Raw genomic sequence first — 22438 nt, 5'->3', positions numbered from 1 at the left:
CATCCTTATCTATTTCCCGGTTTGTGTATTTCCTTGCATCCATAACCCGGCCGTAAAAGGGTGCAAGGTAAGTGACTCCTGTCAGACTCGAACTGACAACACAACGGTTCTAGGCCGCTGTCCTCTACCAATTGGGATAAGGAGCCAATGCCGATAGAGGCAGCTATCGGCTGTGATGTGATTGGAGGTGCACATCTAGTAGGCACAGAGGGAATCGAACCCCCGACATCTGCCGTGTAAAGACAGCGCTCTACCGCTGAGCTATGCGCCTTAGCCGAGACTCCAAAAGGAACCCCGGTTAGAGAGAATTGAAAGAACGACCTACAGAGCCGTAGTGGGCTGTGTGGACTCGAACCACAGTGTTGGACGCCTATGGTGAGAAGAGTAAGAAAACACCCGTCCAGCCCTAACCATTATGGAGAAGAAGGAAGGGGAATGGAGAAGAACCTTCCTTCTACTTATAACAAGGTGAACGTGCTGGGTTCTGTGACAGGCAGACCCTAGAATTTTTTCGACCATTTTTTGAGCCCCTAGAGCAAGGATGGGCCTGAAAAAGCGCATGAAAAAAACCGCCCAATTTTTTGGGCGGCTCTTCCTGGCCTTACTGTTCTAGACGCTTGACGCTCTTGCAGATGGTGTTAAGAGGTACGTCCTGACCCTTGATGACTGAGACCCTTCTCTGAATCTCTGGGCGAGACTCAACACCCTGCTTGTAGATAGCCTGAGCCAACTTGGCAATGGACATGTCTGCCGTTAGCTCTGGGAAGGTGTCCTCTAGCTCTTGGACAGTCGGTGTGGACACCTTCTTACGTGTCCTCTTAGGTACGTCCACCTTCTTCATGGACACAGGCTTAGTGTCCAGTGGCTTAGGGGACGCGTCCTCTGTCTTGTCCACCTGTCCAGTAGACGTGTCCATCTGTCCACCGGCCGTTTCTGTCCTGGTGACACTCTCAAGGCGGTACTTGATGACACTGGACATTCCCTTGAAGGTGTCCAGTGGGTACCTCAGCCAAGCAGCCTTACCGTAAACCGGCATGGCCTGTGCTACTCGTCCGCGCTTCCTAAGCTCCTTACGGTTCTCAAAGCGAAGGAACAGCTCAAACAGGATTCCTGCCACTACTGGTGGCGCAAGGAAGAAGACCTGTCCGGCAACTCCTAGACCCATCAACACAGCGTGCTGATAGTTCAGCCAAGCTGAGACTCCTACAAAGCCAAGAGTGGCTAGACGTGCTGTAAGTCCACTGTCCTCGGTCTTGCTGTACTCACTTGAGAGCACTGCTACATAGATAGCCGCCCCATCAAAGGCAACGCTCACTCCATAGGCCAACCACTTTGGTAGTCCAAAGAAGTCCATTGCCATAGTCGCCATGCTGTACCAAGAGACAGCTAGCGCAACAATCAAAACCAGGCCAAAGCCTGTCCACTGCATAATCTTACTCTTATTCATTTCAATTCTCCTAAGTTAGTTATGTCCTCCGTTCTCTAGGTGGACTGTCAACTTCTCCTGTTGACTATATCCATTATCGGTCATTACCTATTATGAAGCAAGTCTAGTGGACATCTTTTGGGCCGCCGGGCGGCCTTCTTCTAAGTAGAAGCAAAGGGAAGCAGGGTCTATAGAACTAAGAGCAAAGGAAGGAGTCTAGGTAACTAAAGACAAAGGAAGACTAGCTAGAACTACTCTTCTCTCCTTTGCTTAGATACTTCTCCTTGTCTCTCTAGCACGCCGCGAAGCGGCGGGCTCTATCTTCTCTATTACTACTTCACTGTTTCTTCTTCTCTATTACTCTTCATTATTAGGCCCCGGCTGACCGGAGGAACGTCCCCCGGCTGGCCGGAGGATAGTCCTCTGATGTACCGGAGGACAGTCCCCCGATAGACCGGAGGATAGGGAGAAGGGCCGGTAGTCAGTAGTCCTTGCTTAGACATAGAAGAAGCCCCTAACCGATGGCTAGAGGCTCTTCTCTTGCTTTGAAGTTAGTCAGGCTGCTGTAGAACGTTCTTGAAGCCCATAAGGTATGTAGCTGAGTTGAGTAGAATGTCAACGTCTTCCCTTGCGTGACCAATGGTGAAGTTACAGGCTGAGCACAGTAGTCCTCTGACGCATTTGCCACAACTCTTAGCCTTGTCTGGACAGCAAGAGTGGTCATGGTCTACAGAGAAGTTGTTGCCAGTAGCCTCAAGGTATTCATCTGCTGTGATAGGACAGATGGCACACTTCCCGCCTTGACGTGCTAGCAAGGCTTCATACTCGTCTAGAGTGATGTTGTAACTCCTCTTGAGAGCCTGACTCCTGTAGCAACGCTTGCAGTATGGTGATAGACCATCTGATGTCTGCTTAGTCTTTGTGTACTCGGTCTCAGGCTTCCATTGAGTACAGATGCTGCACTCTTTTCTACCGGCCGTATCTCTTGCGTTTTGGTCTCTATAGCGAGCAATGAGAGGTTTTAGTTCTTTGCCAGCCGCTCTCTGCTTAGCGTGTCCAGAACATAGACCGTTGGCCCAATGCTTATTAGTGCAGCCTGTGAAGGTACACTCCTTGACTTCTCTTACTGCGGGCTCTCCTAGCGGCCTTAGCGTCTTGCCAGCCTTCAACTGCTGGTAGTGTCCGTTGCAATAACCTCTAGCGCAATGCCTCTTTTCGCATCCTTCAAAAATACAAGTCTTCATGTTGTGGTTCCTACGCACTCCTTAGATATAGAAAAGCCCCGGAAGGGGCGTAGGAATGAGCCTTCCGGGGCTAAAGCTTGTTAAGTTAGAGTTCTCCTCTAGTAAGTCCTCTCGTCTGGTTTCCTACGCCGACTTGAATACCCTTTAAGTCTAGCATTTAAGGGCCGTTCTGTCCATTATGGGGCAGAATATAAGACACTTTGTTGGGCAAGGTGACTACTAGGCCACGCTCTCTTAGCTCCTTGACTGCTCTACGAGCCGTAGCGTGACTGACGCCGTACTGGTCTCCTAGGTCTCTTTCATTGGGCAAGCGTGCCTCTGGAGCGAGCCGGCCCGCCTTGATTTCGGCCTCCAGCTCGTTCGCCACACGCATGTATTCGTACTCAATACCCATGCTGGCAACGTAGGACCCACGTTTGCGCACTTCAGCCATAGGGAGCCCATGTGGGTGGTGCTGGGTGGTGCTGGGCGGTAGCCTCGCACCTGCACACATGCAAGCGGCCCCAGCACCGAGCGACCGGTACTGGGGCCTGAGTCCACGCTGACTAGGAGCGCAGACGCATGAAGCATACGACCCGATGGGTCCTGTCCATCACTGAGGAGGAACCGCCGGACGAGGTAGCAGAGGTCAAGTGCTGGGGTTGGTCTCAGCAGCCTGGCTGTGTCCCCTTGTCTCGGAAGATTCTCCTCAAGTGGCTGGCAAGCCATGACGCCTCCAACTACGGAGAAGATGCGGCTCTCTGCTTTGATGAGCTGCTGGCCAACGCCATTCGCATCCCTTCCCCTACTGGACTCACTGAGACCAAGTGGCTTCTCTATGAGGACAGGCTGAGGGTTGAAGTCAACGACTGGTCTCCCTCGGCTCCCTTCATCTCTCGTCCTAAGGCCGACTCTGAGAGCGGTAGGGGTCTCATCCTGGTTCACCTGCTTGCAGACGCTTGGGGCTACGTGCACACCACGTTCCTTCATCCTGAGGGAGAAGGCTTTATGCCTGGCAAGACTGTGTGGTTCGAGCTTTACAAGTAGAACCACTCACTGACTGGCAACCCCCGGATTGTTAACGGCTCCCCCGCCGTCCGGGGGTTGTCGCATGTTCGGAACCTTCTAGCAGAGAGTGAAGGCAGTGGAACTAGCAGTCATAGCCCTTGCCCTGTGGCTGGCCTACAAGTGGGGCCAGAAAGACGCGTATAAGCGCGGGTTCAATGATGGAGTCAAGAAGGCTAAGAACTATGAGCTTGAAGTCAAGGTGAAAGAGAAGGGGAAGTAATGGGAGGGGCTATACGGTGCTCTAGGTGCCGTAAGGGAGTCAACAAGGATGAGAAGTTCGTAGTGATAGATGATGACATCTATCACGCCAAGTGTGCCAAGCGCATTGAGAGAGGCCGTAGGTAATTTTCTAAGAGCCTAGAATTTCTTCTGGGCCTCTCAGTCCGACTCGTTTTCTGCAAAGCCCTAGAAAGCCATCTAGGGCTTTTTGCATTGGGAAGCTAGATGGTTTACTCTGTTCTTAGTGGTGCTGGGCGAGTAGCGTCTATGAATTTGACATATAACGCTTGCCCGTGCTATGCTAAGAACGTAAGCAAGAAACACCCAAGACGTTAGTGTGAGTCAGACACTAAACAGGAGGTCACCACAAGCTACAAAACTCTATACGGTTTTGTGTTATGCGCCCCTGAAGATGCTGACTCCATCTTCAGGGGCGCTTCTCGTTTACCGAGATAACATAAACCGAATGGAGATTTACTAAGTATGAACACAACACCAGAGGGACCATTTGAGTTCCAAGCAGCAGTATGGGTCTCAGACCTAACCCCACAGGAGAGAGTAGTAGCTCTAGCCTATGGCTCTTCTTACAACTGGAAGAATCAGGATGACTCTAAGTGCGGCATCTACCGAATCGCAGCAATGACAGGGATTGGCAAGAGTCAGGTTTCTAAGTACCGCTCTTCTTTGACTGAGAAGGGCTGGCTTGAGACAACCCGCCGCTTTGGTACTAGCAGCCTTACCAAGCCAACGATTCCGGCCGGATTCTCTTACGAGGATGAGAAGGGTAAGCAGGATGAGCTAGTTCAGTCTCAGAACGATGCTGAGAAGGAGCGTCGCAAGAAGGCAACCAAGAAGGATGACGAGATTGCAGCTCTGAAGGCTCAGCTTGCCGCTCTACAGGCTCAGAAGACTCCTGCCGTACAGGAAGACCCTCAGCCGGTTGCAGAGCCTCAGGAAGCCGTACAGGGCTCTGAAGAGATGTCTAAGGAAGAGGCTCAGAAGTGGCTAGACCTTGACCCGTTTGAGGATGAGGAGCCAGCCAAGCAGGTTGTAGAAAGCGGCCCGGTGGCTGAAGAGAAGGTAGAAGCACCTAAGAAGACTCGTAGAACCAAGAAGGCTGTAGAGAAGATTGACCCTGTGAAGCAGATGCTTGAGCAGGCTAGGGCTAAGAGGTCATTTGAGGATGACTTTGTTGCTAGTCGCATTGCCGAGTCTGACAACCCTGTAGAAGCCCAGCGTCTATACGACTCTGAGGAGTTTGAGGCTAAGTACCCTGACAAGGTTCAGCGTGCGGCTCAGGCAGCATTTGAGGTCATGGGCTCATTGGCTACCGCCTAAGTCTAGAGAGAAAGGAATAAGGAACATGAGTGACAAGATTGCTTGCATTGATTGTGGTAACGAGTGGCCAAAGGCTAGACGCTACTTTCCGTGGGGTTCTAAGAAGCCTAAGGTCTGCACACCTTGCATTGAGGTTCGCTTCTACGGAACTTTCGTAGAGCTAGACATTGACTGGGAAGAGATTCTGAAGGAGGAGAAGAGTGTTTGAGATTGAGGAAGAGCCTGAGTACGGCTACACAGAAGATGGTCTTCTAGTAGACGTAGAGACGTGCACTATTGACCTAGGAGACTGAATGAGTTTCTTGATTGTCGCCCTTCTTGTTATCGGTGCTTACTATTACGGCAAGTCTGTGGGGTTTGCGGCCGGTAGCAAGAAGGCTCAGGAGTACACACTAGAGATTAAGAAGAAGAAGTAGCGCTTCTGAATTTGGCTTTATAATTCCACCCGATGTAAGATGGAATCAGACAAGGGAAATACTATCGAAAGGACGCCCTTGGACTAAATAACTAATGGAGATTGAAAATGAGAAAGATTAAGATTGACGAGAATGGAAACAAGATTTGCCCTGGCTGCCAGGAAGGTAAGCCAAGAGAGGCTTACTACACCACTAAGGGTAAGGCTTCAAGCCGTTGCAAGGTATGTGTTGATAAGCAGAACAAGGCTTGGCAGCAGGCCAACCCTGAGAAGTACGAGGCTGCACAGCGAGAGTGGAGAGCAGAGAACGAGGGTCGCACCTACACAGATGTGGACGGGTACACCAAGTACGTCGGTTTTGCTCACCCAATCGCTACACCTTCTGGAATCACGCCTTACCACCGAGTCGTTCTCTTCGACAAGATTGGTCCTGGTGAGCATGAGTGCCACTGGTGCGGTAAGTCAGTCTCTTGGGCCATTCGCTTCCAAGACGACTATGAGCGCGGGCTAGTTGTAGACCACGTTAACGGCATCAAGAACGATAACCGCCCGGAAAACCTCGTTCCTTCATGCCAGAGATGCAACACCGTTCGCATGGTGCCAATCAGAGAAGCCCTAAAGCCTCTCTGTGCCTTTGAAGGGTGCGGCAACAAGGTTGTTGGTAAGAAGGACCTTTGCCAAGGTCACCACATGCAGCAGTACCTAGGCAAGGAGCTAAAGCCTCTGAGGGTTCTCGCCTACAGAGACGAGAACGGTAAGAAGTGCAAGAGTTGTGGGACCTACAAGACGTGGGACCACTACTACCAGAGAAGTAGCGGTAAGGGATACCAGCCAACCTGCAAGCCTTGCATGATTGCTAGCAACCGACAGAACACGCTAAACCGTCAGGCTAAGGAGGTTGCAGCGTGATTGACTACCTAGCCTTCTTCTTCATCCTTGGGCTTCTAGGAGCATTCGGATACCGAGTAGCTGACCTGTTCATCAAGGCTTACAGCAAGTGAGACTAACCCCGCTTCGGCGGGGTTTCTCATGTCTATTACCGCCCGGCAGTAAATGAGCTTTCCAATTTGGCATTAGAAAAGCTTCCGTGCGAAGATAGCTATATAGGGCAAGACAGTCTAGAGAGGACGTGATGCCCTGACTAATCATTAGGAGAATTGAACGATGGAATTTGTATTGAATGAGTGGCTTGACTACGCTAAGAGAGTTGCTGAGTCCTTCCACCGCACCTTTGACCGCGTAGAGGCTGAAGACATCTACCAAGAGCTAGCCATTGAGCTTGTTCTGAAGGAGAAGCAGCTAGTAGCCGCTTTTGAGATGATGGAGAGGCCAGAGAGCTACACAAAGACTGTTCTCAGGAACCGTGCATGGGGCTACTGCATGAAGGAGAAGAACGCCTTCTTTGTTCAGACCGACATGTACGACTACCAGCCTGAGAACGTGCGCATCATGATTGAGCAGTACCTAGGCGGAACCACAGAAGGCATGATGGTTCCCGAGGATGCCAAGAGTGTGCATGGCGACGATGACCTAGCAGTCTTCGCAGATATCGCGCGGGTGGTAGATGGACTCTCAGAGACAGACCAGCAGCATCTAGAGGCTTACCTGATGGACCCTGACTCCAAGGACGTAGCAGCAAGACAGCGCTACAGCCGAGTAGTTCGTAAGGTGACAGACACCTTGAACCGCAACAAGCGCAAGGCGGCCTTTGAGTACGAGGGAACAGGCTCTAGGAAGCCAATGACCAACAGGGATTCTCTCGCAGCAGCGAAGAACTCCTACAACATGAAGCAGAAGGAGAATTTCAAGGAGCGTGATTACGCATGATGAGCAGAGAACAGCTAGAGGTGATTGAGTCTGAGCTAGAAGTCACCATTGGATACCTCTTGATTAACAGAATGATGGATGTAGACCTAGTAATCAGAGGTCTTGAGAACGTGACGAGTCAGCTAGCGGAAACGGTGACGGCCGACCGTGGAGAGTGATGTACCGCTACACGCTTTTGTAGACCTGAGAGGACTGTTTGAAGGAGAATGGTGGTGGACTGTCAGAAGGATTGATGGAACACTCTTTGACTACGGATGGGACACAGACTTGAAGGCTGCTAACAAGACAGCCAGGGAAGCAGCTAGGCGACTGAGCAGGGAGCTTGGTTACCTGTAACACAAAGACCCGCCAAAAAACGGCGGGTCAAGCTGTAAGACAAACACTATGAGGAGGATTAACAATGGGATTTCTGAACGATGCTAAGAGTGACATGCTCAAGGACGAGGCTGCTAAGGCTTATGAGAAGGGCCGTAAGGTCTTCACTCCGTTCCTGAACATGCCAGCCACTCAGCGAAACGCTTCTAGCTCCATCGATGCTTGGGCAGAGATGATTGAGGCGGTAGAGGCTGAGGGATGGACACTCGCTGAGTGGTCTGTAGGTCTAGATGCCAAGGGGAAGCCTCAGGCATACCCGCTGTTCCGTAGGAACTGAAAGACAAGAAAGCACAAAAGAGCCCCAGGGATTCATCCTGGGGCTTCTTGCTGTCTGTGAGGCTCTGTGAGCCCTTCTGAGAGATTCAGGGTCCCAGGGGACCAGGAGGAGCTACGAGGCTGTCAGAGAGGCTGTCAGGGGCTCTGAGCAGGTACTTCTAGGGTCCATGAGGTCGCGCTAGGTTGGCTGGGGTACAGTGCCCAACGTCCATGAAGACACCTGTGGTTGGCCTGCAATCCCGTCACGAGGGCAGGACCCACACCGGGTTGGCGTAGAACCACAGGTCGCGCCACGGGTCGGCGTCCCCGACGACGTCGATGGCGGGACCGGCCGGGTCGACGGCCGCGCCCAGCGCGCCGACCGCGCCCCGGTTGCCGTCGGTGCCGCGCAGCCGGACGTAGACCGGGCGGTCCACCCGCCCCAGGTCGTAGGTGAGACGGACCGTGCCGGCCGACTTGCCGATCTCGTACGACTGCACGACGCGCGCGGTCGGCGCGGTGAAGGCGTCCCGGTCGGCGACGGGACCGGTGACGTCACCCTGGATGACGTCGACCCGCGCCAGCGACGGGGTGAAACCCGCCCAGTTGGGGCCGCCGGCCAGGGCCACGTCCACGGTGAGGGTGACCCGGGTGCCCTTCTTCACGTGCAGCGCGCCGCCGAGGGTGGCCCAGCGGCTGCCGCCGGAGACCCGCACGTCGAGGCCGCTGATGAGCTGTCCGTGGTCCACCCAGACGCGGCCGGCGCGGATGCCGTCCATGACGGCCGCGTAGGAGAAGCCGTCGGCACCGACGTGCGTGCGGCTGTACTGGCCCGGCCAGAAGTCGCCCTGAGTGAGGTCGATCTGCCCGCCGTAGACCGGGTCGGGGTAGCGGCCGTCGGCGTTGAAGTCGCCGCCCGGGCCGCGCACGGCGGTGTCGGCGTACACCTGGTGGGAGTCGGAGTTGGCGGTGATCCACCAGGGCTTGCCCTCGGCGAGGAGGCTGTCCCACAGGCCGCCCACGGTGGCCGTCATCCAGTCGAAGCCGCCCCAGGTGCGGTAGCTCTCCAGGGGGTAGCCGGCGAAGGAGTTGGCGCTCGGGCTGTTGTCGTAGATGCCGCGCGCCCGACCGGGGCCGAGCGGCGCGGGCAGGCCGGACGCCTGGTGGCCCGGGGCGCCCTCGAAGCCGACGGCGATCTGGTGGCCGGCGCCGGTCGCGTCGCGCCAGCCGCGGATCTCGTGCGGGGAGTCCACCCCGCGCCGCGCCGGGTGGTTGGCGAGCATCAGCGCGTCCTTGACCTTGCGCCGCTTCACCTGGTCGGCGAGGAAGGCCAGACCGGAAACGGCCAGCGCCTCGTTGGCGGGCGTGGCGTCGGAGGCGTTGTTGACGCTGCCGTCGTAGTCGGTCTCGAACTGCTTGAGGACCGCGACCTCGTTGCTGCCGGGGTGGACGAAGACGGTGCCGTGCTCGGCGGCCGGGATGTTCCACTCCAGGCCCTGGAAGACGAGCGTGTCCTCGTGCGCGGCGCGGGCCGCCCGGATGTCCGGGTTGACCTTCTCCACCCCGATCCTGGCGTGGGCGGCGCTGCCGTGGTCGGTGATGACCAGCCAGTCCAGGCCGTTCCGGGCGCCCTGGCGGACCTGGTCGACGACGCGGTACTTGCCGTCGCTGCTGTACTGGGTGTGGATGTGATGGTCGCCGGACAGCCAGAGGAAGCCCTTGCCGCGGCGGCCGGCGGAGGCGGGGACGGACGTGCCGGCGGCCGGGGCGGCGTACGCGGAGGCGCCGCCCGTCACCCCCGTCACCTCGCCGAGGACACTGCCGGCCGCCAGCCCCGCGCCGAGCAGCCCGGCGCGCCGCAGCAGGGAGCGGCGCGACTGCTGCTCCGGGGACAGCGCCTCGTCGGGCACGGACGTGTCGAACGCGGCGGGCAGCGCGGCCCCCGCCGCGGGCCCGTGGTCGTGCGGGTGGTCGTGCCCGTGCGGGTGTCCGTGTCCGTGCCCCATGAACGCCTCCTGGTTGCCGCTGCCCTCACGCGGCTGCCTGCTGCGGTGCCGGTGCGCCGCGAGAGGAGGATCGATGCGGAACATGAACGTCGGACGACGAGGAAGTGATCGACGACGGCCCGGGGCACGGCGGCTCGGTCGTGCGCGGTGGGTAGCCTTGGCTGGTTCCCAGGACACCCCAGGAGGTGTGGTGTGGCCCGAGCCGGGCTGTCCACCGGGCGGCTGGTCGCCGCGGCCGCCGACCTCGCCGACGAGGCCGGCTTCGAGAACGTCACCCTGTCCGCGCTGGCCCGCCGCTTCGGCGTCAAGGACGCGAGCCTCTACTCGCACGTCAGGAACATCCATGACCTGCGCACCCGGGTCGCCCTCCTGGCCGGCGGCGAGATGATCGACCGCATCGCCGCAGCCGTCGCCGGCCGCACCGGGAAGGACGCGCTGGTGGCGTTCGCCGGCGCCTACCGGGAGTACGCCCTGCGCCACCCGGGGCGCTACGCCGCCACCCAGATCCGCGTCGACCAGGAGCTCACCGCGTCCTCCCCCGCCCTGCGCCGCACCGCCGAGGTCACCTACGGCCTGCTCGGGGCGTACGGCCTCACCGAACCGGACCTCACCGACGCCGTCCGCCTGCTGCGCAGCACCTTCCACGGCTACTGCGCCCTGGAGGCCGGCGGCGGCTTCGGCGCCCCCCGCGACGTGCGCCTGTCCTGGGACCGGGCGGTGGACGCGCTGCACGCGGCGCTGACGCACTGGCCGCGGGAGGCGGGGACGCAGAGGGAGGCAGGCACATAAGGGAGGTCGGCGCGGGGCCGGGAGCTCAGTCCTCCTGGGCGCGGGTCCGGGCCAGGGCGTCCACCTCGGCGTAGCTGGGCGTCGTCCCGCGGGGGGTGCGGCCGGCGCGGACGTCGTCCAGTGTCTCCAGGGCCGCGCCGAGCGCCCGCCGGTACAGCAGGGAGCGAGGCTGACGCGGCGCACGCCGAGGTCGGTGAGGTGGGGCAGGCCGGGGCCGGCGGGCGTACAGAGCACGTTGAGGGGCACGTCGAGGTGCCGGACGAGGGCCGCGATCTCCCGTGGGTCGGTGAGCCCCGGCACGAACACCCCGTCGGCGCCCGCCTCCTGGTAGGCGTCCAGCCGGACCCGGGTGCCGCTGCCGTCGCCCGACCAGTACGTGTCCGTACGGGCGTTGACGAAGAGGCCGGGCGCGGCCCGCTTCACGGCGGCGATCTTCGCGGCGTGCCGGTCCACCGGACCCAGTCCGTCCTCGAGGTTGACGCCGACCGCGCCGACGGCGGCCAACTGCCGTGCGAACTCACCCACTTCGTCGGGGTCCTCACTGAACCCGCCCTCGGCGTCGACGCTGAGCAGGAAGGGCGCCGAGCCGAGCGTGAGGGCCAGCCGCAGCGTCTCGTCCCGGGTGGCGGCGGCCCCGTCCGGCAGTCCCGCGGCGGCCGCCACGGCGAGGCTCGTCGTCCCGACCGCCGGGAAGCCCGCGGTGGCCAGGGCCACGGCGGAGGCGTGGTCCCAGGCGTTGGGGAGCAGGAGGGGCCCGGGCGCGTGGTGGAGGGCGGCGAAAGGCGTCATGGGACCAGGGTGGGGGCGGAACGGTTCGGTGCCGGCCGAACCGTCGGTCCCCGGTCGGCGTTCCTCCGCCGCTCAGCCCGTCGCCCGCTCCGCGGCGCTGCGCTCCACGCAGAACTCGTTGCCCTCCGGGTCCGCCAGTACCGCCCACCCGGTGCCGTCGGCGTTGCGGCGGTCCTCGGACATCGTCGCGCCGAGGGCGAGCAGCCGCTCGACCTCCTCGTCACGGGTGCGGTCCTGCGGCTGGAGGTCGAAGTGGACGCGGTTCTTGACGGTCTTGCCCTCCGGGACGGTGACGAAGAGCAGCCCCGCGCCCTCGATGAGCGCCTCCGGGTCGCCCGGCTGGTCGTCCTCGTGCAGGGGCAGCCCGAGCACGCCGGACCAGAAGCGGGCGAGGGCGTAGGCGTCGGTGGTGTCGACCGTGGTGTGGCGGATCGTGGAAGTCATGGCTCGGATTCTCACCCGGTGAGGCGGACGGGGCGAGGAGATATCGCGAACCGCTCCCGGGTGCCGTCGGACCACTGGAGACGCACCTCCTCGGCACCGTCCACCTCCACGGTGACCAGTCGTTCCAGCGGGGCGGGGTCCGGCTCGCCGGTGAGGCGGACGAGGGCCACGAAGAGGGTGGGGCCCGCACCGGTCGCACCGGTCAGCGCGGCCAGGTCCGTCGCTCCCCTCGGTCCGGTGGGGCCGATCGCTCCGGTGGGCTCGTCCTTCGCCGACAGCCCCGCGACGGGGACGAGTTCGGCCCGTACGCCGTCCGTGGGCGCCCAGCCGGTGACCTGCACCGGGGTTCCGGGGGCCGCCCCCGTGACGAGGTGCGCCCGGACCTCGACCGCGCCGCGCGCCACGACCAGGCTGGTGACCTCCGCGGTGCCGCCGGCGGCGGTGTGGCGGGAGGCCGCCCAGCCGTCACCGACGCCCAGCGGCACGATCCCCGTCCGCCCCGGATCGCCGCCGAGGACCACGCTGTTGTCGTGGCCGGTGCCGTGGCGGTCGTCGTCCGAGGACGTGGGCGCCGTCACCGTCGAGTAGGCGAGGCGGGTGTAGTACGGGTCGTAACGGACGTCCTCGCTGCCGTGGTTGTGCAGGCGCACCAGACCGTCGGAACGGGTCGACTGGAGCAGCCAGTTGGGGGCCGCCAGCCCCGTGGCGGCGTCCTCACGCTCGGCCGGGCCGGGCTCTTCCTGAGCCGTCCACACCGGGTGGTCGGCGGGGAGGAGCAGGCCGAGGAAACCCTTGCTCGCCCAGTAGGGGGACGCCGGGCCCGAGTAGCCCTGCAGCACGCTCTCGTCGGGGCCGTGCCAGCCGAGGGTGAGCAGGCCGCGGGAGTCGACCGCGCCGCGTTCCAGGAAGTACTTCAGCGCGCCCGAGGCGAGGCGGCGGGTCTCGCCCGGCGGCAGCGGGGTGTGGCCCGTCAGGGCGCCGAGCCAGAGCGGGGCGGTGGCGGCGAAGCGGTACGTCAGGGAGCGGCCCTGCCGCACCGGGGCGCCGTCGGCCCCGAACAGACGGGCGTAGTGGGCGAGGTGGCCGGACAGCCGCGTGCCGTACGCGGCCAGCCGTTCGCGGTCGTCCGCCAACCAGGCGTGGAGCACCGGATACAGGTGCATCGCCCAGCCGTTGTAGTAGTCGAACTTGCGGCCGTCGCCGTCGGTGTACCAGCCGTCCCCGACGTACCACTGCTCGATCCGTTCCAGGCCGCGCTCGACCGCCGCGCGGGACGCCTCCACCTCGTGGCCGGCCGAGGCGAGGAAGCCGCCGACCGTCACGGGGAAGAGCTCCCAGTTGCACGGCCAGGGACGGGCGGTGAGCGCGTCCGCGAGCCAGTCGGCCGTGCGCTGCCGCACGGCGTCGTCCAGCCGGTCCCAGAGCAGTGCGCGGGTCAGCCGCAGGGCGAGGGCAACGGACGCCGCCTCGACCAGGGGCTGGCCGCGGTCCTCGATGCGGGGCCAGACGCCCGCGGGACCGGCGGCGAGCCCGTCGGCGTAGCGGGCGAGCACCCGTTCGTCCCGGCGGAAGGCGGCGAGCAGCAGGGTGCGGGCGTACCCCTCCAGGCCGTCGGAGAGCCGCCCGGACCAGCTCGGCCGGGGTCCGGGCAGGTGGTAGAGGGCACGGTCCGCGGTGGCGTACGGCTCGACCGCGGCGAGCAGGGCGTCGGCGGCGGCCTCCCAGTGGGCGCGCGTGTACCCGGTGCGCGGACTGGGGCCGGGGTCGGGCGGGGGCAGGTGCATGGGCGGCGTCCTCGGTCACGGCGACAGGGCGTGGCGGCTGGACGGTACCGCCTTCGGCAAGCGCTTCCTAGGGGGCCGACCTGACGGACGACCCTCCGGGCGGACCGGGCGGACCGGGCGAATCAGGGAGAGGCCCGCGCTGACGCCTCCCCTCCCCCTTCGACTAGCGTCGGGTCATGACCAGCGACACCCGTTCCCCCGCCCCCTCCCCGCTCGCCGAGGCCCTCGCGGCCGGGACCGTCGTGCTCGACGGGGGCCTGTCCAACCAGCTCGAGTCCGCCGGGCACGACCTGAGCGACGAGCTGTGGTCGGCCCGGCTCCTGGCGGAGCGGCCGGAAGCGATCACCGAGGCGCACCTCGCCTACTACCTCGCGGGTGCGAGCGTGGCCATCACCTCCAGTTACCAGGCCACCTTCGAGGGCTTCGCCCAGCGCGGGACCGGCCGGGAGGAAGCGGCGGGGCTGCTGCGGCTGAGCGTGGAGCTCGCCCGCGAGGCGGCCCGGCAGGCGCACGCCGAGGGCGTCACCCGCCCGCTGTGGACGGCCGCCTCGGTCGGCCCGTACGGGGCGATGCTCGCGGACGGCTCCGAGTACCGGGGCCGCTACGGGCTGAGCGTCGACGAGCTGGAACGCTTCCACCGCCCCCGCCTGGAGGTATTGGCCGACGCCGGCCCCGACGTGCTGGCCCTGGAGACCGTGCCCGACGCGGACGAGGCGGCGGCGCTGCTGCGGGCGGTGCGCGGGCTGGGCGTGCCGGCCTGGCTGTCGTACACGGTCGACGGTGCGCACACGCGCGCCGGGCAGCCGCTGGAGGAGGCGTTCGGTCTGGCCGCCGACGCGGACGAGGTGATCGCGGTCGGGGTGAACTGCTGCGCTCCCGGCGATGTCGACGGGGCCGTCGAGATCGCGGCCCGGGTCACCGGAAAGCCGGTCGTGGTCTACCCGAACAGCGGCGAGGCCTGGGACGCCGGGGCCCGCGCCTGGACGGGCCGCTCCAGCTTCACCTCCGAACAGGTCCGCGCCTGGCGGACGGCGGGGGCACGGCTCATCGGCGGATGCTGCCGAGTGGGCCCCCAGGCGGTGACATCGATCGCCCACACACTGACGACGGACTAGGAAGAAACAGACACGCACCTGCGGGCAAAGCCGAACTGCGCCCACCCAGGGGCACGGGGAACTGCGCGACCAACCACGACGACGCCGCACCGACGCAACGACCCCTGCGCCGGGGGCGCCCCACCGAGCAAAGCCGCACCCCACCAACCCCAGGGGCGCGAGGAACTGCGCGACCAACCACGACGGCGCCGCACCAGCCCAACGACCCCAGCCGAAGCCCCCGAGAAACCCTCAGTGCCGCCGCACCCCGGCCACCCGCCGCAGTCGGCGAACCGCCGACCGCAACTCCGCACCGCGAGCGAGCCGAGCGGTCAGCAGGGCGGGCAGGGGTCCGGCCGCGGAGGCGGAACTCTCACCGTCGGCCGCGAGCTCCGACGTGATCGTCGCCGCCGCGGCAGCCCGCGCCGCCACCGCAGTCGTCTCGACGGACGTCTCCCACAGCTCCATCTCAGCGTCCCGCGGACCGTATGCGGTGCGCGCGTCACTGCCGCCGCCGTCACCGAACACCCGTACGGGATGCCGTTCGTCCCACCCCTCCCACCCGGGATCACCCGTCTCCACGAACCGCACCCACGCCCCGTGCATCGCATCGGCCAGCTCCCGCGGCGCACCCTCCCCCGCGAGCTTCTCGGACTCCGGCGCGTCACCGCTGTCGAAGACGAAGCCGAGCTCCAGCGAGTGGCAGGCGCCGAGGTCGGGCAGCCGGGACGGCCACGCGAACTCGTACACGTACGTCGACCCGGGCCGGGCCTCGGCCAAGCGCCGCAACGGCACCCGCAGCAGGTGGTCGGTGACCATCTGGCCGACGATCTCGGCGGTCCCGGCACCGGGGTGCAGGGCGCGGTAACCGCGCGGCACCTCGTGGCCGCAGCGGCAGCGGGCCATGGCCCCGGCCAGGGCGACCGGGCCGAGCCGGTCGACCCGCTCCAGCAGGCCGCCGGGGACCAGCCAGAGCCGGTACTCGTCGCGGGTCCAGCCGACGAGCAGTTCGGCGCCGCGGGCCGCGTCGCCCTCGACCAGCGCCTCCAGGGGGTCGCGCGGCACCAGGTCGCCGTCGACCACGATGCCGAACGCCGGCCCGCCGAGCACCGGGCTGCTGAGCCGGCCGACCTCGGCCTGGGCGCGCAGCAGCGCGTCGCGGTCGACGGCGGCGAACGCCTCCGCGGTCGCGGGCACCTTCAGGCGGGCCGCCATCCGGCGCACCATGCGCCGCACCTTGTCCCGGTCGGAGGCCTCCGGCGGTCCGCTCTGCAGGACGGCGCGCCGGAACAGCCCCTGGGCCTGCGGCGCCGCGACGAGGGCGCCCACGCTGATCGCCCCGGCGGACTGGCCGGCCAGGGTGACGCGCGCCGGGTCGCCGCCGAACGCTTCTATGGAACGGTGCACCCACTCCAGGGCGGCGAGCTGGTCGCGCAGGCCGGGGTTGGCGGGGGCGTCGGGGAACAGGCCGTACCCCTCGACGCCCAGCCGGTAGTTGACCGAGACGCACACGACGCCGTCCCGGGCGAAGGCGTGGCCGTCGTAGACCGGGACGGCGGAGGAGCCCCTGGTCAGGGCGCCCCCGTGGAACCACACCAGGACCGGTAGCCGCGCGCCGCGCGACGGCTCGGGGGTCCAGACGTTGAGGTTGAGGCAGTCGTCGCCGGGCACGTCGGGGTCGGCGAGGTACTTCCCGAACGCCTCGGAGTACGGCGGTTTCGGCGCCGTCGGCCCGAAGGAACCGGCGTCGCGCACGCCGTCCCAGGGCGCGGGCGGCACGGGCGGGCGGAAGCGGCGGGGGCCGAAGGGGGGTGCGGCATAGGGGATGCCCCGGAAGACGGCCACGCCGCGCTCGTGGCGGCCGCGCAACGCCCCGTGCGGGGTCCTCACCACGGGGTCCGCCTGGGGTCCTGCCACGGGATGCGTCTGGTCTGCCGTCATGCGCCCACCAGCCCTTCGCCGTGCTCGCACGTGCACCGGTGACACCAGAGCACCACAGCGGCCCCAGGTATTCCGCCTCGTCCTGCCGACGATCACTCGTTCCTTGACCACGATTTCCTGGCGCCCCTAACCTGGCAAACGCTTTCCGTCGCTCCATGCGCCCCGGGAGGGTCATGCCCAGCGCCCCGCTGCCCCGGGCCGTGTTCGCCATGGATCCGGTGCACCTCCCCCGGCTCTTCCCCGCGCCGCTGCTGGAGCGGTTGCACCGGGCGGCCGACATCGACCCCGCCGTGGTCGTGCGGGACGTCGCCGACCCCGCGGTGGCGCCGGCGCTGTCCGGCGCCGAGGTCCTGGTCACCGGCTGGGGCTGCCCGCGCCTGGACGCGGACGTGCTCGCCGCCGCCCCCCGGCTGCGGGCGGTGCTGCACGCGGCGGGCTCGGTCCGCTCCCTGGTCGGCGAGGCGCTCTGGCGGCGCGGGGTCATCGTGTCCAGCGCGGTCACCGGGAACGCGGTGCCCGTGGCCGAGTACACGCTGGCGATGATCCTGCTCGCCGGGAAGGACGTCTTCACGCACCGCGAGCGGTACCGCAGCACGCACACCCTGCCCACCCCCGCCGAGACGGCCGCCACCGGCAACCTGGGCCGTCGCGTCGGTGTCGTCGCGGCCTCCCGGGTGGGCCGCCGCCTGCTGGAGCTGCTGCGCCCCCACGACTTCGAGGTCCTGCTGTACGACCCGTACGTGGACGCCGCCGAGGCCGGCGCGCTGGGGGCCCGGCTCGTCGGGCTGGACGACCTGCTGCGGCACAGCGACATCGTCACCCTGCACGCGCCGGACGTCCCCGAGACCCACCACCTGCTGGACCGGGCGCGGCTCGCCCTGATCCGGGACGGCGGCGTGCTGATCAACACGTCCCGGGGCGCGCTGGTCGAACACGGGGCGCTGACCGACGAGTTGGTCTCCGGCCGCCTCCAGGCGATCCTGGACGTCACCGACCCGGAGCCGTTGCCGGCCGACTCCCCCCTCCACACCCTGCCCAACGTCTTCCTCACGCCCCACGTCGCCGGCTCCCTCGGCAACGAGCTGGAACGCCTCGGCCGCGTCGTGGTGGAGGAACTGGAACGCCTGGCCTCCGGCCACCCGTTGAGCCACGAGGTACGCCGGGCGGACCTGTCCCGGCTGGCCTGAGGCGTTGCCCCCCGCGGGGCCGACGGCGCCCGGTGGAGCGGGCGGGCACGGCCGCCGCACCCTGAGTGTGCCGTCTCATGACATTGGTTCCTCGCGGTCAGGCCCGGCGGGCGCAGGACGCGAGGCGATCGGCGAGCGCGGCGACGAGGTCGCGCAGTTCGTCGGGGCGCTCGATGACGAACGGCCGGTCGAGTGAGGCGAGTACCGGAGGCAACCAATCGAGCTGCTCCGCCCGCAGCTCGACGCGCAGCCACCGCTCGGTCGCCCGGTCCTGGCCTGCCGCGGGCTCGTGCTCCTCCAGGCTCGCGACGCTGGCGGGAAGGTGGGCGCGGATCTGCTCGACTGTCCCGTGGATGCGCAAGGTCACCTCATGCCGGTACTCGGCCGTGGCGAACCCTGACAACACGCGCTGCGCCGGACCGGTACCCACGGGCGCTTCGAAGGAGCCGGGCAGGGTCCGCGCGTCTGCGATGCGATCGAGCCGGAAGGTCCGGTCCTCGCCGATCCGGGCGTCCTTGCCCGTGACGTACCACCGGCCCGCATGGGCGACGATCCCGTACGCGTGCAGCGTGCGTTCGCTGCGCCGTCCGTCACGGTCGGTGTAACGGATCGAGACCGGCCGCCGGTGGCGCACCGCATCGGCGATGGTGAGCAGGACCCCGGCGTCCGGGGTGTCGAACTCGCCGGGCCGGTCCGTGAAGGCGAGAGCCGCCAGGAGTGTGTCGAGCCGGCCGGCGTTGTGCTGGGGCAGCACCCGCCGGATCTTCGCCGATGCCGTCTCGTTCGCCGTGTGCTGCGTCGTCGTCAGCCCTGCTCGGCGGCCGGCGACCAGGCCGAGAAGCACGGCCAGCGCCTCGTCGTCGCTGAGCATGAGCGGAGGCAGGCGGTACCCGGGGGCGAGCCGGTACCCGCCGTAGCGGCCGCGCACCGATTCCACGGGCACGTCCAGGTCGATCAGCTGGTCCACGTACCGCCGCACGGTGCGCCCTTCGACACCGAGCCGGTCGGCGAGCTCGGCCACCGTCCGGGTGCCGCCCGACTGCAGCAGCTCCAGCAGTGTCAGCACGCGGGCAGTGGGTCGGGGCATGCGCACAACTTAGCGCGAATACAGGACCGATTCTGTCCCCTATTTCTCCTAGCCTGCGCAGTGCACGCCTCCAGCACGGCCAAGGAGATCCCCATGGAATTCGTCTCGATCCGCATCATCACCAGCGACGTGGCACGCCTCGTCGAGTTCTACGAGCGAGCCACAGGGGCGCGGGCGACGTGGGCGACCGAAGACTTCGCCGAACTCACCACCGCGGGCGCCACCCTCGCGATCGCCGGCACCCGCACCGTCCCGCTGTTCGCCCCGGGCTCAGCCCGCCCGGCGGACAACCACAGCGTGATCACCGAGTTCCTCGTCGACGATGTGGACCGCGTTCACCAGAACCTGACCGGCTTCGTCACCGACTTCGTCACCGGGCCCACCACGATGCCCTGGGGCAACCGGTCGCTGCTCTTCCGCGACCCCGACGGCAACCTCGTCAACTTCTTCACCCCCGTCACCCCGGCGGCCATCGAAAAGTTCGCACGCTGACGCCACACACAGCCGCTCACGCGGAAGCCCTGAGATCCCAGGGCCCACCTAGGTTGCCCCGCCCACCGCCCAGTCGAGGCCGCCCCGCAGGTGGGCGAGGAACGCGGGGTCCCGGTAGGCCTCCGCGGCGTGGCCGAGGGCGGTGTAGAAGACGCGGCCCGCGCCCTGCTCGCGGGTCCAGGCCAGAGGGTGGTCCTCGCCCATGCCGCCGCCGTCGTACGACGCCTCGTCGGCGCCCAGCAACACCCGCACCCGGGCCCGGGGGTTGGTGCGGAAGTCGTACCACTCGTCGGTGAACTCCCAGACGGGGGGCAGGTTCCGGGTGGCCGGGTGGTCGCGGTCCTCCACGACGGCCCGGCCCGGCTGGTACTCCGGGTGCCGGGCGAAGCGGGCGCCGAGCAGTTCGCCGTAGTAGGGCCAGTCCTCCTCCGTGCAGGCCGCCGCGTGGACGCCGACGAAGGCGCCGCCGTCCTCGACGTACGCGGCGAGCCGGTCCCGGCCGGCGGGGGTGAGCACGTCGCCGCTGGTGGAGAGGAAGACGACCGCGGCGCAGGCGTCCAGGCCGGCCTCCAGCGCGGACGGGTCCTCGGTGTGGTCGACCTCGACGCCGTCGAACGTGCGCAGGGCGGCGACGGCGTCCGGGATGGAGTCGTGGCGGTAGTCGGTGGTGCGGGTGTACACGAGCAGCCGGGCGGTCATGTCCCCGAGCCTATGCCGGGCGCCGGGCCGGCTCACAGGGCGGACGATCTGCCGGAACGTCCGGGGCGCCGGGAGGCCGGCGCGTAGGCTCGGCGGGATGACGTCCTTCCCGGCGCACCTCGACCACATCGTCCTCGCGACGCCCGATCTGGCCGCCACCGTCGCCGAGTTCACCCGGCGCACGGGTGTGGCGCCGGCGCCGGGAGGCGCGCACGTCGACCTCGGCACCCGCAACCACCTGGTCGGACTGGGGGGACGCGCCTACCTGGAGATCATCGGACCCGACCCGGACCGCCCCGGTCCCTCCCGGGCCCGCCCCTTCGGCGTCGACGCGCTGCCCGCCGCGCGCACCCTCACCTGGGCGATCAGTCCGCCCGACCTCGACGCGGCCGTGGCGGCGGCCCGGGGACAGGGGTACGACCCCGGTGACATCCGGGCGATGAGCCGACGCCAGCCGGACGGGGTGCTGCTGGAGTGGCGGCTCACCGACGGGCCGCCGCTGCCGTGCGACCTGGCGCCGTTCCTCATCGACTGGGGCGCCACGGCGCACCCGGCCGACTCGGGTCTGCCGGTCGTCCCGCTGCTGTCGTTCACGGCGACGGCGCCCGCCCCGCACGAGGTCCGCCCCTGCCTGACCGCACTCGGCACCGACCTCACCGTGTCCCCCGGCCCCTGGGGCTTCTCCTTCACCGTGGAGACACCGAACGGCCCGGTCACGTTCGGCTGAGTGCCGGGGGTGCCGCCGGGCCGGGCGGACGCACGACCTCTGCGGTCCTCCGCCTTCCTCCTCCCCCCGGCCCGCTGTCCGTTTCGTTCAAGACCCGCTGCCCGCCCCCTGCCTACCGTGGCCCCATGACTTCACCGACTCCGCGTTTCGATGCCATCGGCCTGGTCGTCTCCGACATGGCCGCCTCCGTCGCCTTCTACCGGCGGCTCGGGTTCGCCTTCCCCGAGGGGGCCGAGCGGGAGCCGCACGCCGAGGCGGTGCTGCCCGGCGGGCTGCGGCTGTTGCTCGACACCGAGGACACCGTGCGGTCGTTCCACCCCGGGTGGCGGGCCCCGTCCGGTGGCGGTCGGGCCTCACTCGCCCTGCGCTGCGGGACGCCCGGTGAGGTGGACGCCGTCTACGAACAGCTCGTCGGCAGCGGTCACCACGGGGAGCTCAAGCCCTGGGACGCCTTCTGGGGCCAGCGGTACGCCGTCGTCCACGACCCGGACGGCAACGGTGTCGACCTGTTCGCGCCGCTCGCCCAGTAGCTCCGACGGTGTCCGGCCCGTCAACGCCCGTACGTCGCGGGTGAGGTGGGCCTGGTCCGCGTAGCCGGCCCGCACCGCCGTACCGGCCAGCGGCACGCCCGCGCGGGCCAGGGCCAGCGCGCGTTGCAGGCGCAGGACGCGGGCCAGGGTCTTCGGGCCGTAGCCGAAACGGGCGAGGGAGGTCCGGTGCAACCGGCGTGCGCCGAAGCCGAGTTCGTCGGCCACGGCACCGACCGGGTGGCCCGCGCCGAGGGCGGTGACCAGGCGGCGCAGCGCCGGGTCGGGGGGTGCCGCTCCGGGCAGGACCGCTTCCTCCAGGCCCGTCGCCGGGTCCGTCGCGGCCCGCACCGCGGCGCGCAGGCGCCGTACCCGGGACGCGGGCCACAGGTCGGTCAGGTCCACGCGGCGGTCGCGCAGTTCATGGGCGGGCACGCCGAGGAAGCCGGGCGCGGTGCCGGGGAAGAAGCGCAGGCCCGCCCAGGGCGCGGGCGGTCCGCCGGGCACGTGGGCGCGGGTGTCGGGGCCGGCGACCAGCAGCCGGCCCTCGCTCCAGAGCAGGTCCATGCAGCCGTCGGGGAGCACCGCGCGCGGCTCCCGGCCGGTCGGTGTGGCCGTCCACAGGACCGCGCCCGGCAGCCGGGAGGGGCGTTCCGCGTACACGTACGCCAGGCTACGACGGGACGGGGGTCAGGGCGGGCCGGCGGTCGGGGCAGCCCGGCGGTC

The 22438-nt window shown here is 66.2% G+C and carries 21 protein-coding genes, 2 tRNA genes and 2 pseudogenes; 12 read left to right on the top strand and 13 right to left on the bottom strand.

Annotation, left to right across the window (positions count from 1 at the left end; translation table 11 throughout):
• Nucleotides 1-72: 72 nt before the first annotated feature.
• The 5 genes from E4U91_RS27275 to E4U91_RS27255 form a co-directional block, all read right to left on the bottom strand.
• Nucleotides 73-146, bottom strand: a tRNA-Leu gene (locus E4U91_RS27275).
• A gap of 53 nt (nucleotides 147-199) precedes the next feature.
• Nucleotides 200-271 (bottom strand) — tRNA-Val (locus tag E4U91_RS27270).
• Nucleotides 272-601: 330 nt separating this feature from the next.
• Nucleotides 602-1447 (bottom strand): DUF2637 domain-containing protein, encoded by an 846-nt coding sequence (locus E4U91_RS27265; protein WP_137309277.1) that lies wholly within the window; start codon nucleotides 1445-1447, stop codon nucleotides 602-604.
• A gap of 530 nt (nucleotides 1448-1977) precedes the next feature.
• Nucleotides 1978-2670, bottom strand: coding sequence for an endonuclease VII domain-containing protein (locus E4U91_RS39940; protein WP_137309276.1), 693 nt, complete (start codon nucleotides 2668-2670; stop codon nucleotides 1978-1980).
• A 157-nt stretch (nucleotides 2671-2827) separates the two neighbouring features.
• Nucleotides 2828-3043 carry a winged helix-turn-helix domain-containing protein gene (locus tag E4U91_RS27255; RefSeq protein ID WP_338326707.1) on the bottom strand — a complete coding sequence of 72 codons (216 nt, stop codon included), beginning with the start codon at nucleotides 3041-3043 and terminating at the stop codon, nucleotides 2828-2830.
• A 188-nt stretch (nucleotides 3044-3231) separates the two neighbouring features.
• Here E4U91_RS27255 and E4U91_RS27250 point away from each other — a divergent pair, with 188 nt between their 5' ends.
• From E4U91_RS27250 to E4U91_RS27230, 6 genes are all read left to right on the top strand, one after another.
• Nucleotides 3232-3696: an ATP-binding protein gene (locus tag E4U91_RS27250; protein ID WP_137309274.1), complete on the top strand. Its 465-nt coding sequence runs from the start codon at nucleotides 3232-3234 to the stop codon at nucleotides 3694-3696.
• Nucleotides 3697-3793: 97 nt separating this feature from the next.
• Nucleotides 3794-3937 (top strand): hypothetical protein, encoded by a 144-nt coding sequence (locus E4U91_RS38175; protein WP_168218163.1) that lies wholly within the window; start codon nucleotides 3794-3796, stop codon nucleotides 3935-3937.
• 482 nt (nucleotides 3938-4419) lie between these two features.
• Nucleotides 4420-5274, top strand: a complete 855-nt coding sequence (locus E4U91_RS27245; RefSeq protein WP_137309273.1) for a hypothetical protein — start codon at nucleotides 4420-4422, stop codon at nucleotides 5272-5274.
• Between the two features lie 523 nt (nucleotides 5275-5797).
• Entirely contained in the window at nucleotides 5798-6598 is an 801-nt protein-coding gene (locus E4U91_RS27240; RefSeq protein ID WP_137309272.1) for an HNH endonuclease, read from the top strand.
• A gap of 255 nt (nucleotides 6599-6853) precedes the next feature.
• Complete coding sequence (locus tag E4U91_RS27235) at nucleotides 6854-7516, top strand: hypothetical protein (RefSeq protein WP_137309271.1); 663 nt, start codon at nucleotides 6854-6856, stop codon at nucleotides 7514-7516.
• A 400-nt stretch (nucleotides 7517-7916) separates the two neighbouring features.
• Nucleotides 7917-8168, top strand: coding sequence for a hypothetical protein (locus tag E4U91_RS27230; protein ID WP_137309270.1), 252 nt, complete (start codon nucleotides 7917-7919; stop codon nucleotides 8166-8168).
• Between the two features lie 241 nt (nucleotides 8169-8409).
• On the opposite strand, the gene E4U91_RS27225 is transcribed toward E4U91_RS27230, so the two are convergent.
• Nucleotides 8410-10152 (bottom strand): PHP domain-containing protein, encoded by a 1743-nt coding sequence (locus E4U91_RS27225; RefSeq protein ID WP_137309269.1) that lies wholly within the window; start codon nucleotides 10150-10152, stop codon nucleotides 8410-8412.
• 192 nt (nucleotides 10153-10344) lie between these two features.
• On the opposite strand from E4U91_RS27225, the gene E4U91_RS27220 reads away from it, so the two are divergent.
• On the top strand, nucleotides 10345-10941 hold the full coding sequence (locus E4U91_RS27220; protein WP_137309268.1) for a TetR-like C-terminal domain-containing protein: 597 nt from the start codon (nucleotides 10345-10347) through the stop codon (nucleotides 10939-10941).
• 25 nt (nucleotides 10942-10966) lie between these two features.
• Here E4U91_RS27220 and E4U91_RS27215 read toward each other — a convergent pair.
• The 3 genes and pseudogenes from E4U91_RS27215 to E4U91_RS27205 form a co-directional block, all read right to left on the bottom strand.
• Nucleotides 10967-11730: pseudogene (locus tag E4U91_RS27215) on the bottom strand (isocitrate lyase/PEP mutase family protein).
• Between the two features lie 72 nt (nucleotides 11731-11802).
• A complete protein-coding gene (locus E4U91_RS27210) occupies nucleotides 11803-12174 on the bottom strand; it encodes a VOC family protein (RefSeq protein WP_137309267.1) in 372 nt (123 codons plus the stop codon).
• Between the two features lie 11 nt (nucleotides 12175-12185).
• Nucleotides 12186-13958 carry a DUF2264 domain-containing protein gene (locus E4U91_RS27205; RefSeq protein WP_137309266.1) on the bottom strand — a complete coding sequence of 591 codons (1773 nt, stop codon included), beginning with the start codon at nucleotides 13956-13958 and terminating at the stop codon, nucleotides 12186-12188.
• 176 nt (nucleotides 13959-14134) lie between these two features.
• Here E4U91_RS27205 and mmuM point away from each other — a divergent pair, with 176 nt between their 5' ends.
• Nucleotides 14135-15073 carry a homocysteine S-methyltransferase gene (gene mmuM, locus E4U91_RS27200; protein WP_137309265.1) on the top strand — a complete coding sequence of 313 codons (939 nt, stop codon included), beginning with the start codon at nucleotides 14135-14137 and terminating at the stop codon, nucleotides 15071-15073.
• 231 nt (nucleotides 15074-15304) lie between these two features.
• On the opposite strand, the gene E4U91_RS27195 is transcribed toward mmuM, so the two are convergent.
• Complete coding sequence (locus E4U91_RS27195; protein ID WP_137309264.1) at nucleotides 15305-16993, bottom strand: carboxylesterase/lipase family protein; 1689 nt, start codon at nucleotides 16991-16993, stop codon at nucleotides 15305-15307.
• A gap of 173 nt (nucleotides 16994-17166) precedes the next feature.
• Between E4U91_RS27195 and E4U91_RS27190 the strand changes: the two genes are divergently transcribed.
• Nucleotides 17167-18180 (top strand): hydroxyacid dehydrogenase, encoded by a 1014-nt coding sequence (locus E4U91_RS27190; RefSeq protein ID WP_137309263.1) that lies wholly within the window; start codon nucleotides 17167-17169, stop codon nucleotides 18178-18180.
• A gap of 97 nt (nucleotides 18181-18277) precedes the next feature.
• On the opposite strand, the gene E4U91_RS27185 is transcribed toward E4U91_RS27190, so the two are convergent.
• Entirely contained in the window at nucleotides 18278-19267 is a 990-nt protein-coding gene (locus E4U91_RS27185; protein WP_137309262.1) for a helix-turn-helix transcriptional regulator, read from the bottom strand.
• A 93-nt stretch (nucleotides 19268-19360) separates the two neighbouring features.
• Here E4U91_RS27185 and E4U91_RS27180 point away from each other — a divergent pair, with 93 nt between their 5' ends.
• Nucleotides 19361-19759 (top strand): VOC family protein, encoded by a 399-nt coding sequence (locus E4U91_RS27180; RefSeq protein ID WP_137309261.1) that lies wholly within the window; start codon nucleotides 19361-19363, stop codon nucleotides 19757-19759.
• 48 nt (nucleotides 19760-19807) lie between these two features.
• Here the strand turns inward: E4U91_RS27180 and E4U91_RS27175 are convergent, their stop codons facing one another.
• A complete protein-coding gene (locus E4U91_RS27175; RefSeq protein ID WP_137309260.1) occupies nucleotides 19808-20458 on the bottom strand; it encodes a ThuA domain-containing protein in 651 nt (216 codons plus the stop codon).
• A gap of 97 nt (nucleotides 20459-20555) precedes the next feature.
• Here E4U91_RS27175 and E4U91_RS27170 point away from each other — a divergent pair, with 97 nt between their 5' ends.
• Together E4U91_RS27170 and E4U91_RS27165 are read left to right on the top strand one after the other, a co-directional pair.
• A complete protein-coding gene (locus tag E4U91_RS27170; RefSeq protein ID WP_137309259.1) occupies nucleotides 20556-21185 on the top strand; it encodes a VOC family protein in 630 nt (209 codons plus the stop codon).
• 125 nt (nucleotides 21186-21310) lie between these two features.
• A complete protein-coding gene (locus tag E4U91_RS27165) occupies nucleotides 21311-21715 on the top strand; it encodes a VOC family protein (RefSeq protein ID WP_137309258.1) in 405 nt (134 codons plus the stop codon).
• Here the strand turns inward: E4U91_RS27165 and E4U91_RS27160 are convergent.
• A pseudogene (locus E4U91_RS27160) lies at nucleotides 21707-22375 on the bottom strand (AraC family transcriptional regulator); the annotation flags it as partial. The gene E4U91_RS27165 and the pseudogene E4U91_RS27160 sit on opposite strands and share 9 nt — an antisense overlap.
• Nucleotides 22376-22438: the final 63 nt, after the last annotated feature.

Source organism: Streptomyces lasalocidi (genome assembly GCF_005280215.1).
GTDB classification, from domain to species: domain Bacteria; phylum Actinomycetota; class Actinomycetes; order Streptomycetales; family Streptomycetaceae; genus Streptomyces; species Streptomyces longwoodensis.
Note: the sequence above shows the minus strand (reverse complement) of the source record. Positions and strands in the feature narration are given on the sequence as shown.

Excerpts from the sequence above, each read along its gene's own strand:
- E4U91_RS27240 (WP_137309272.1), top strand. The coding sequence starts at position 5,798 with ATGAGAAAGATTAAGATTGACGAGAATGGAAACAAGATTTGCCCTGGC.
- E4U91_RS27210 (WP_137309267.1), bottom strand. The coding sequence starts at position 12,174 with ATGACTTCCACGATCCGCCACACCACGGTCGACACCACCGACGCCTAC.
- E4U91_RS27170 (WP_137309259.1), top strand. The coding sequence starts at position 20,556 with ATGACGTCCTTCCCGGCGCACCTCGACCACATCGTCCTCGCGACGCCC.
- E4U91_RS39940 (WP_137309276.1), bottom strand. The coding sequence starts at position 2,670 with ATGAAGACTTGTATTTTTGAAGGATGCGAAAAGAGGCATTGCGCTAGA.
- E4U91_RS27245 (WP_137309273.1), top strand. The coding sequence starts at position 4,420 with ATGAACACAACACCAGAGGGACCATTTGAGTTCCAAGCAGCAGTATGG.
- E4U91_RS27190 (WP_137309263.1), top strand. The coding sequence starts at position 17,167 with ATGCCCAGCGCCCCGCTGCCCCGGGCCGTGTTCGCCATGGATCCGGTG.
- E4U91_RS27250 (WP_137309274.1), top strand. The coding sequence starts at position 3,232 with ATGAAGCATACGACCCGATGGGTCCTGTCCATCACTGAGGAGGAACCG.
- E4U91_RS27265 (WP_137309277.1), bottom strand. The coding sequence starts at position 1,447 with ATGAATAAGAGTAAGATTATGCAGTGGACAGGCTTTGGCCTGGTTTTG.
- E4U91_RS27175 (WP_137309260.1), bottom strand. The coding sequence starts at position 20,458 with ATGACCGCCCGGCTGCTCGTGTACACCCGCACCACCGACTACCGCCAC.
- E4U91_RS27165 (WP_137309258.1), top strand. The coding sequence starts at position 21,311 with ATGACTTCACCGACTCCGCGTTTCGATGCCATCGGCCTGGTCGTCTCC.
- E4U91_RS27185 (WP_137309262.1), bottom strand. The coding sequence starts at position 19,267 with ATGCCCCGACCCACTGCCCGCGTGCTGACACTGCTGGAGCTGCTGCAG.
- mmuM (WP_137309265.1), top strand. The coding sequence starts at position 14,135 with ATGACCAGCGACACCCGTTCCCCCGCCCCCTCCCCGCTCGCCGAGGCC.
- E4U91_RS27255 (WP_338326707.1), bottom strand. The coding sequence starts at position 3,043 with ATGCGTGTGGCGAACGAGCTGGAGGCCGAAATCAAGGCGGGCCGGCTC.
- E4U91_RS27225 (WP_137309269.1), bottom strand. The coding sequence starts at position 10,152 with ATGGGGCACGGACACGGACACCCGCACGGGCACGACCACCCGCACGAC.
- E4U91_RS27180 (WP_137309261.1), top strand. The coding sequence starts at position 19,361 with ATGGAATTCGTCTCGATCCGCATCATCACCAGCGACGTGGCACGCCTC.
- E4U91_RS27235 (WP_137309271.1), top strand. The coding sequence starts at position 6,854 with ATGGAATTTGTATTGAATGAGTGGCTTGACTACGCTAAGAGAGTTGCT.
- E4U91_RS27230 (WP_137309270.1), top strand. The coding sequence starts at position 7,917 with ATGGGATTTCTGAACGATGCTAAGAGTGACATGCTCAAGGACGAGGCT.
- E4U91_RS27205 (WP_137309266.1), bottom strand. The coding sequence starts at position 13,958 with ATGCACCTGCCCCCGCCCGACCCCGGCCCCAGTCCGCGCACCGGGTAC.
- E4U91_RS27195 (WP_137309264.1), bottom strand. The coding sequence starts at position 16,993 with ATGACGGCAGACCAGACGCATCCCGTGGCAGGACCCCAGGCGGACCCC.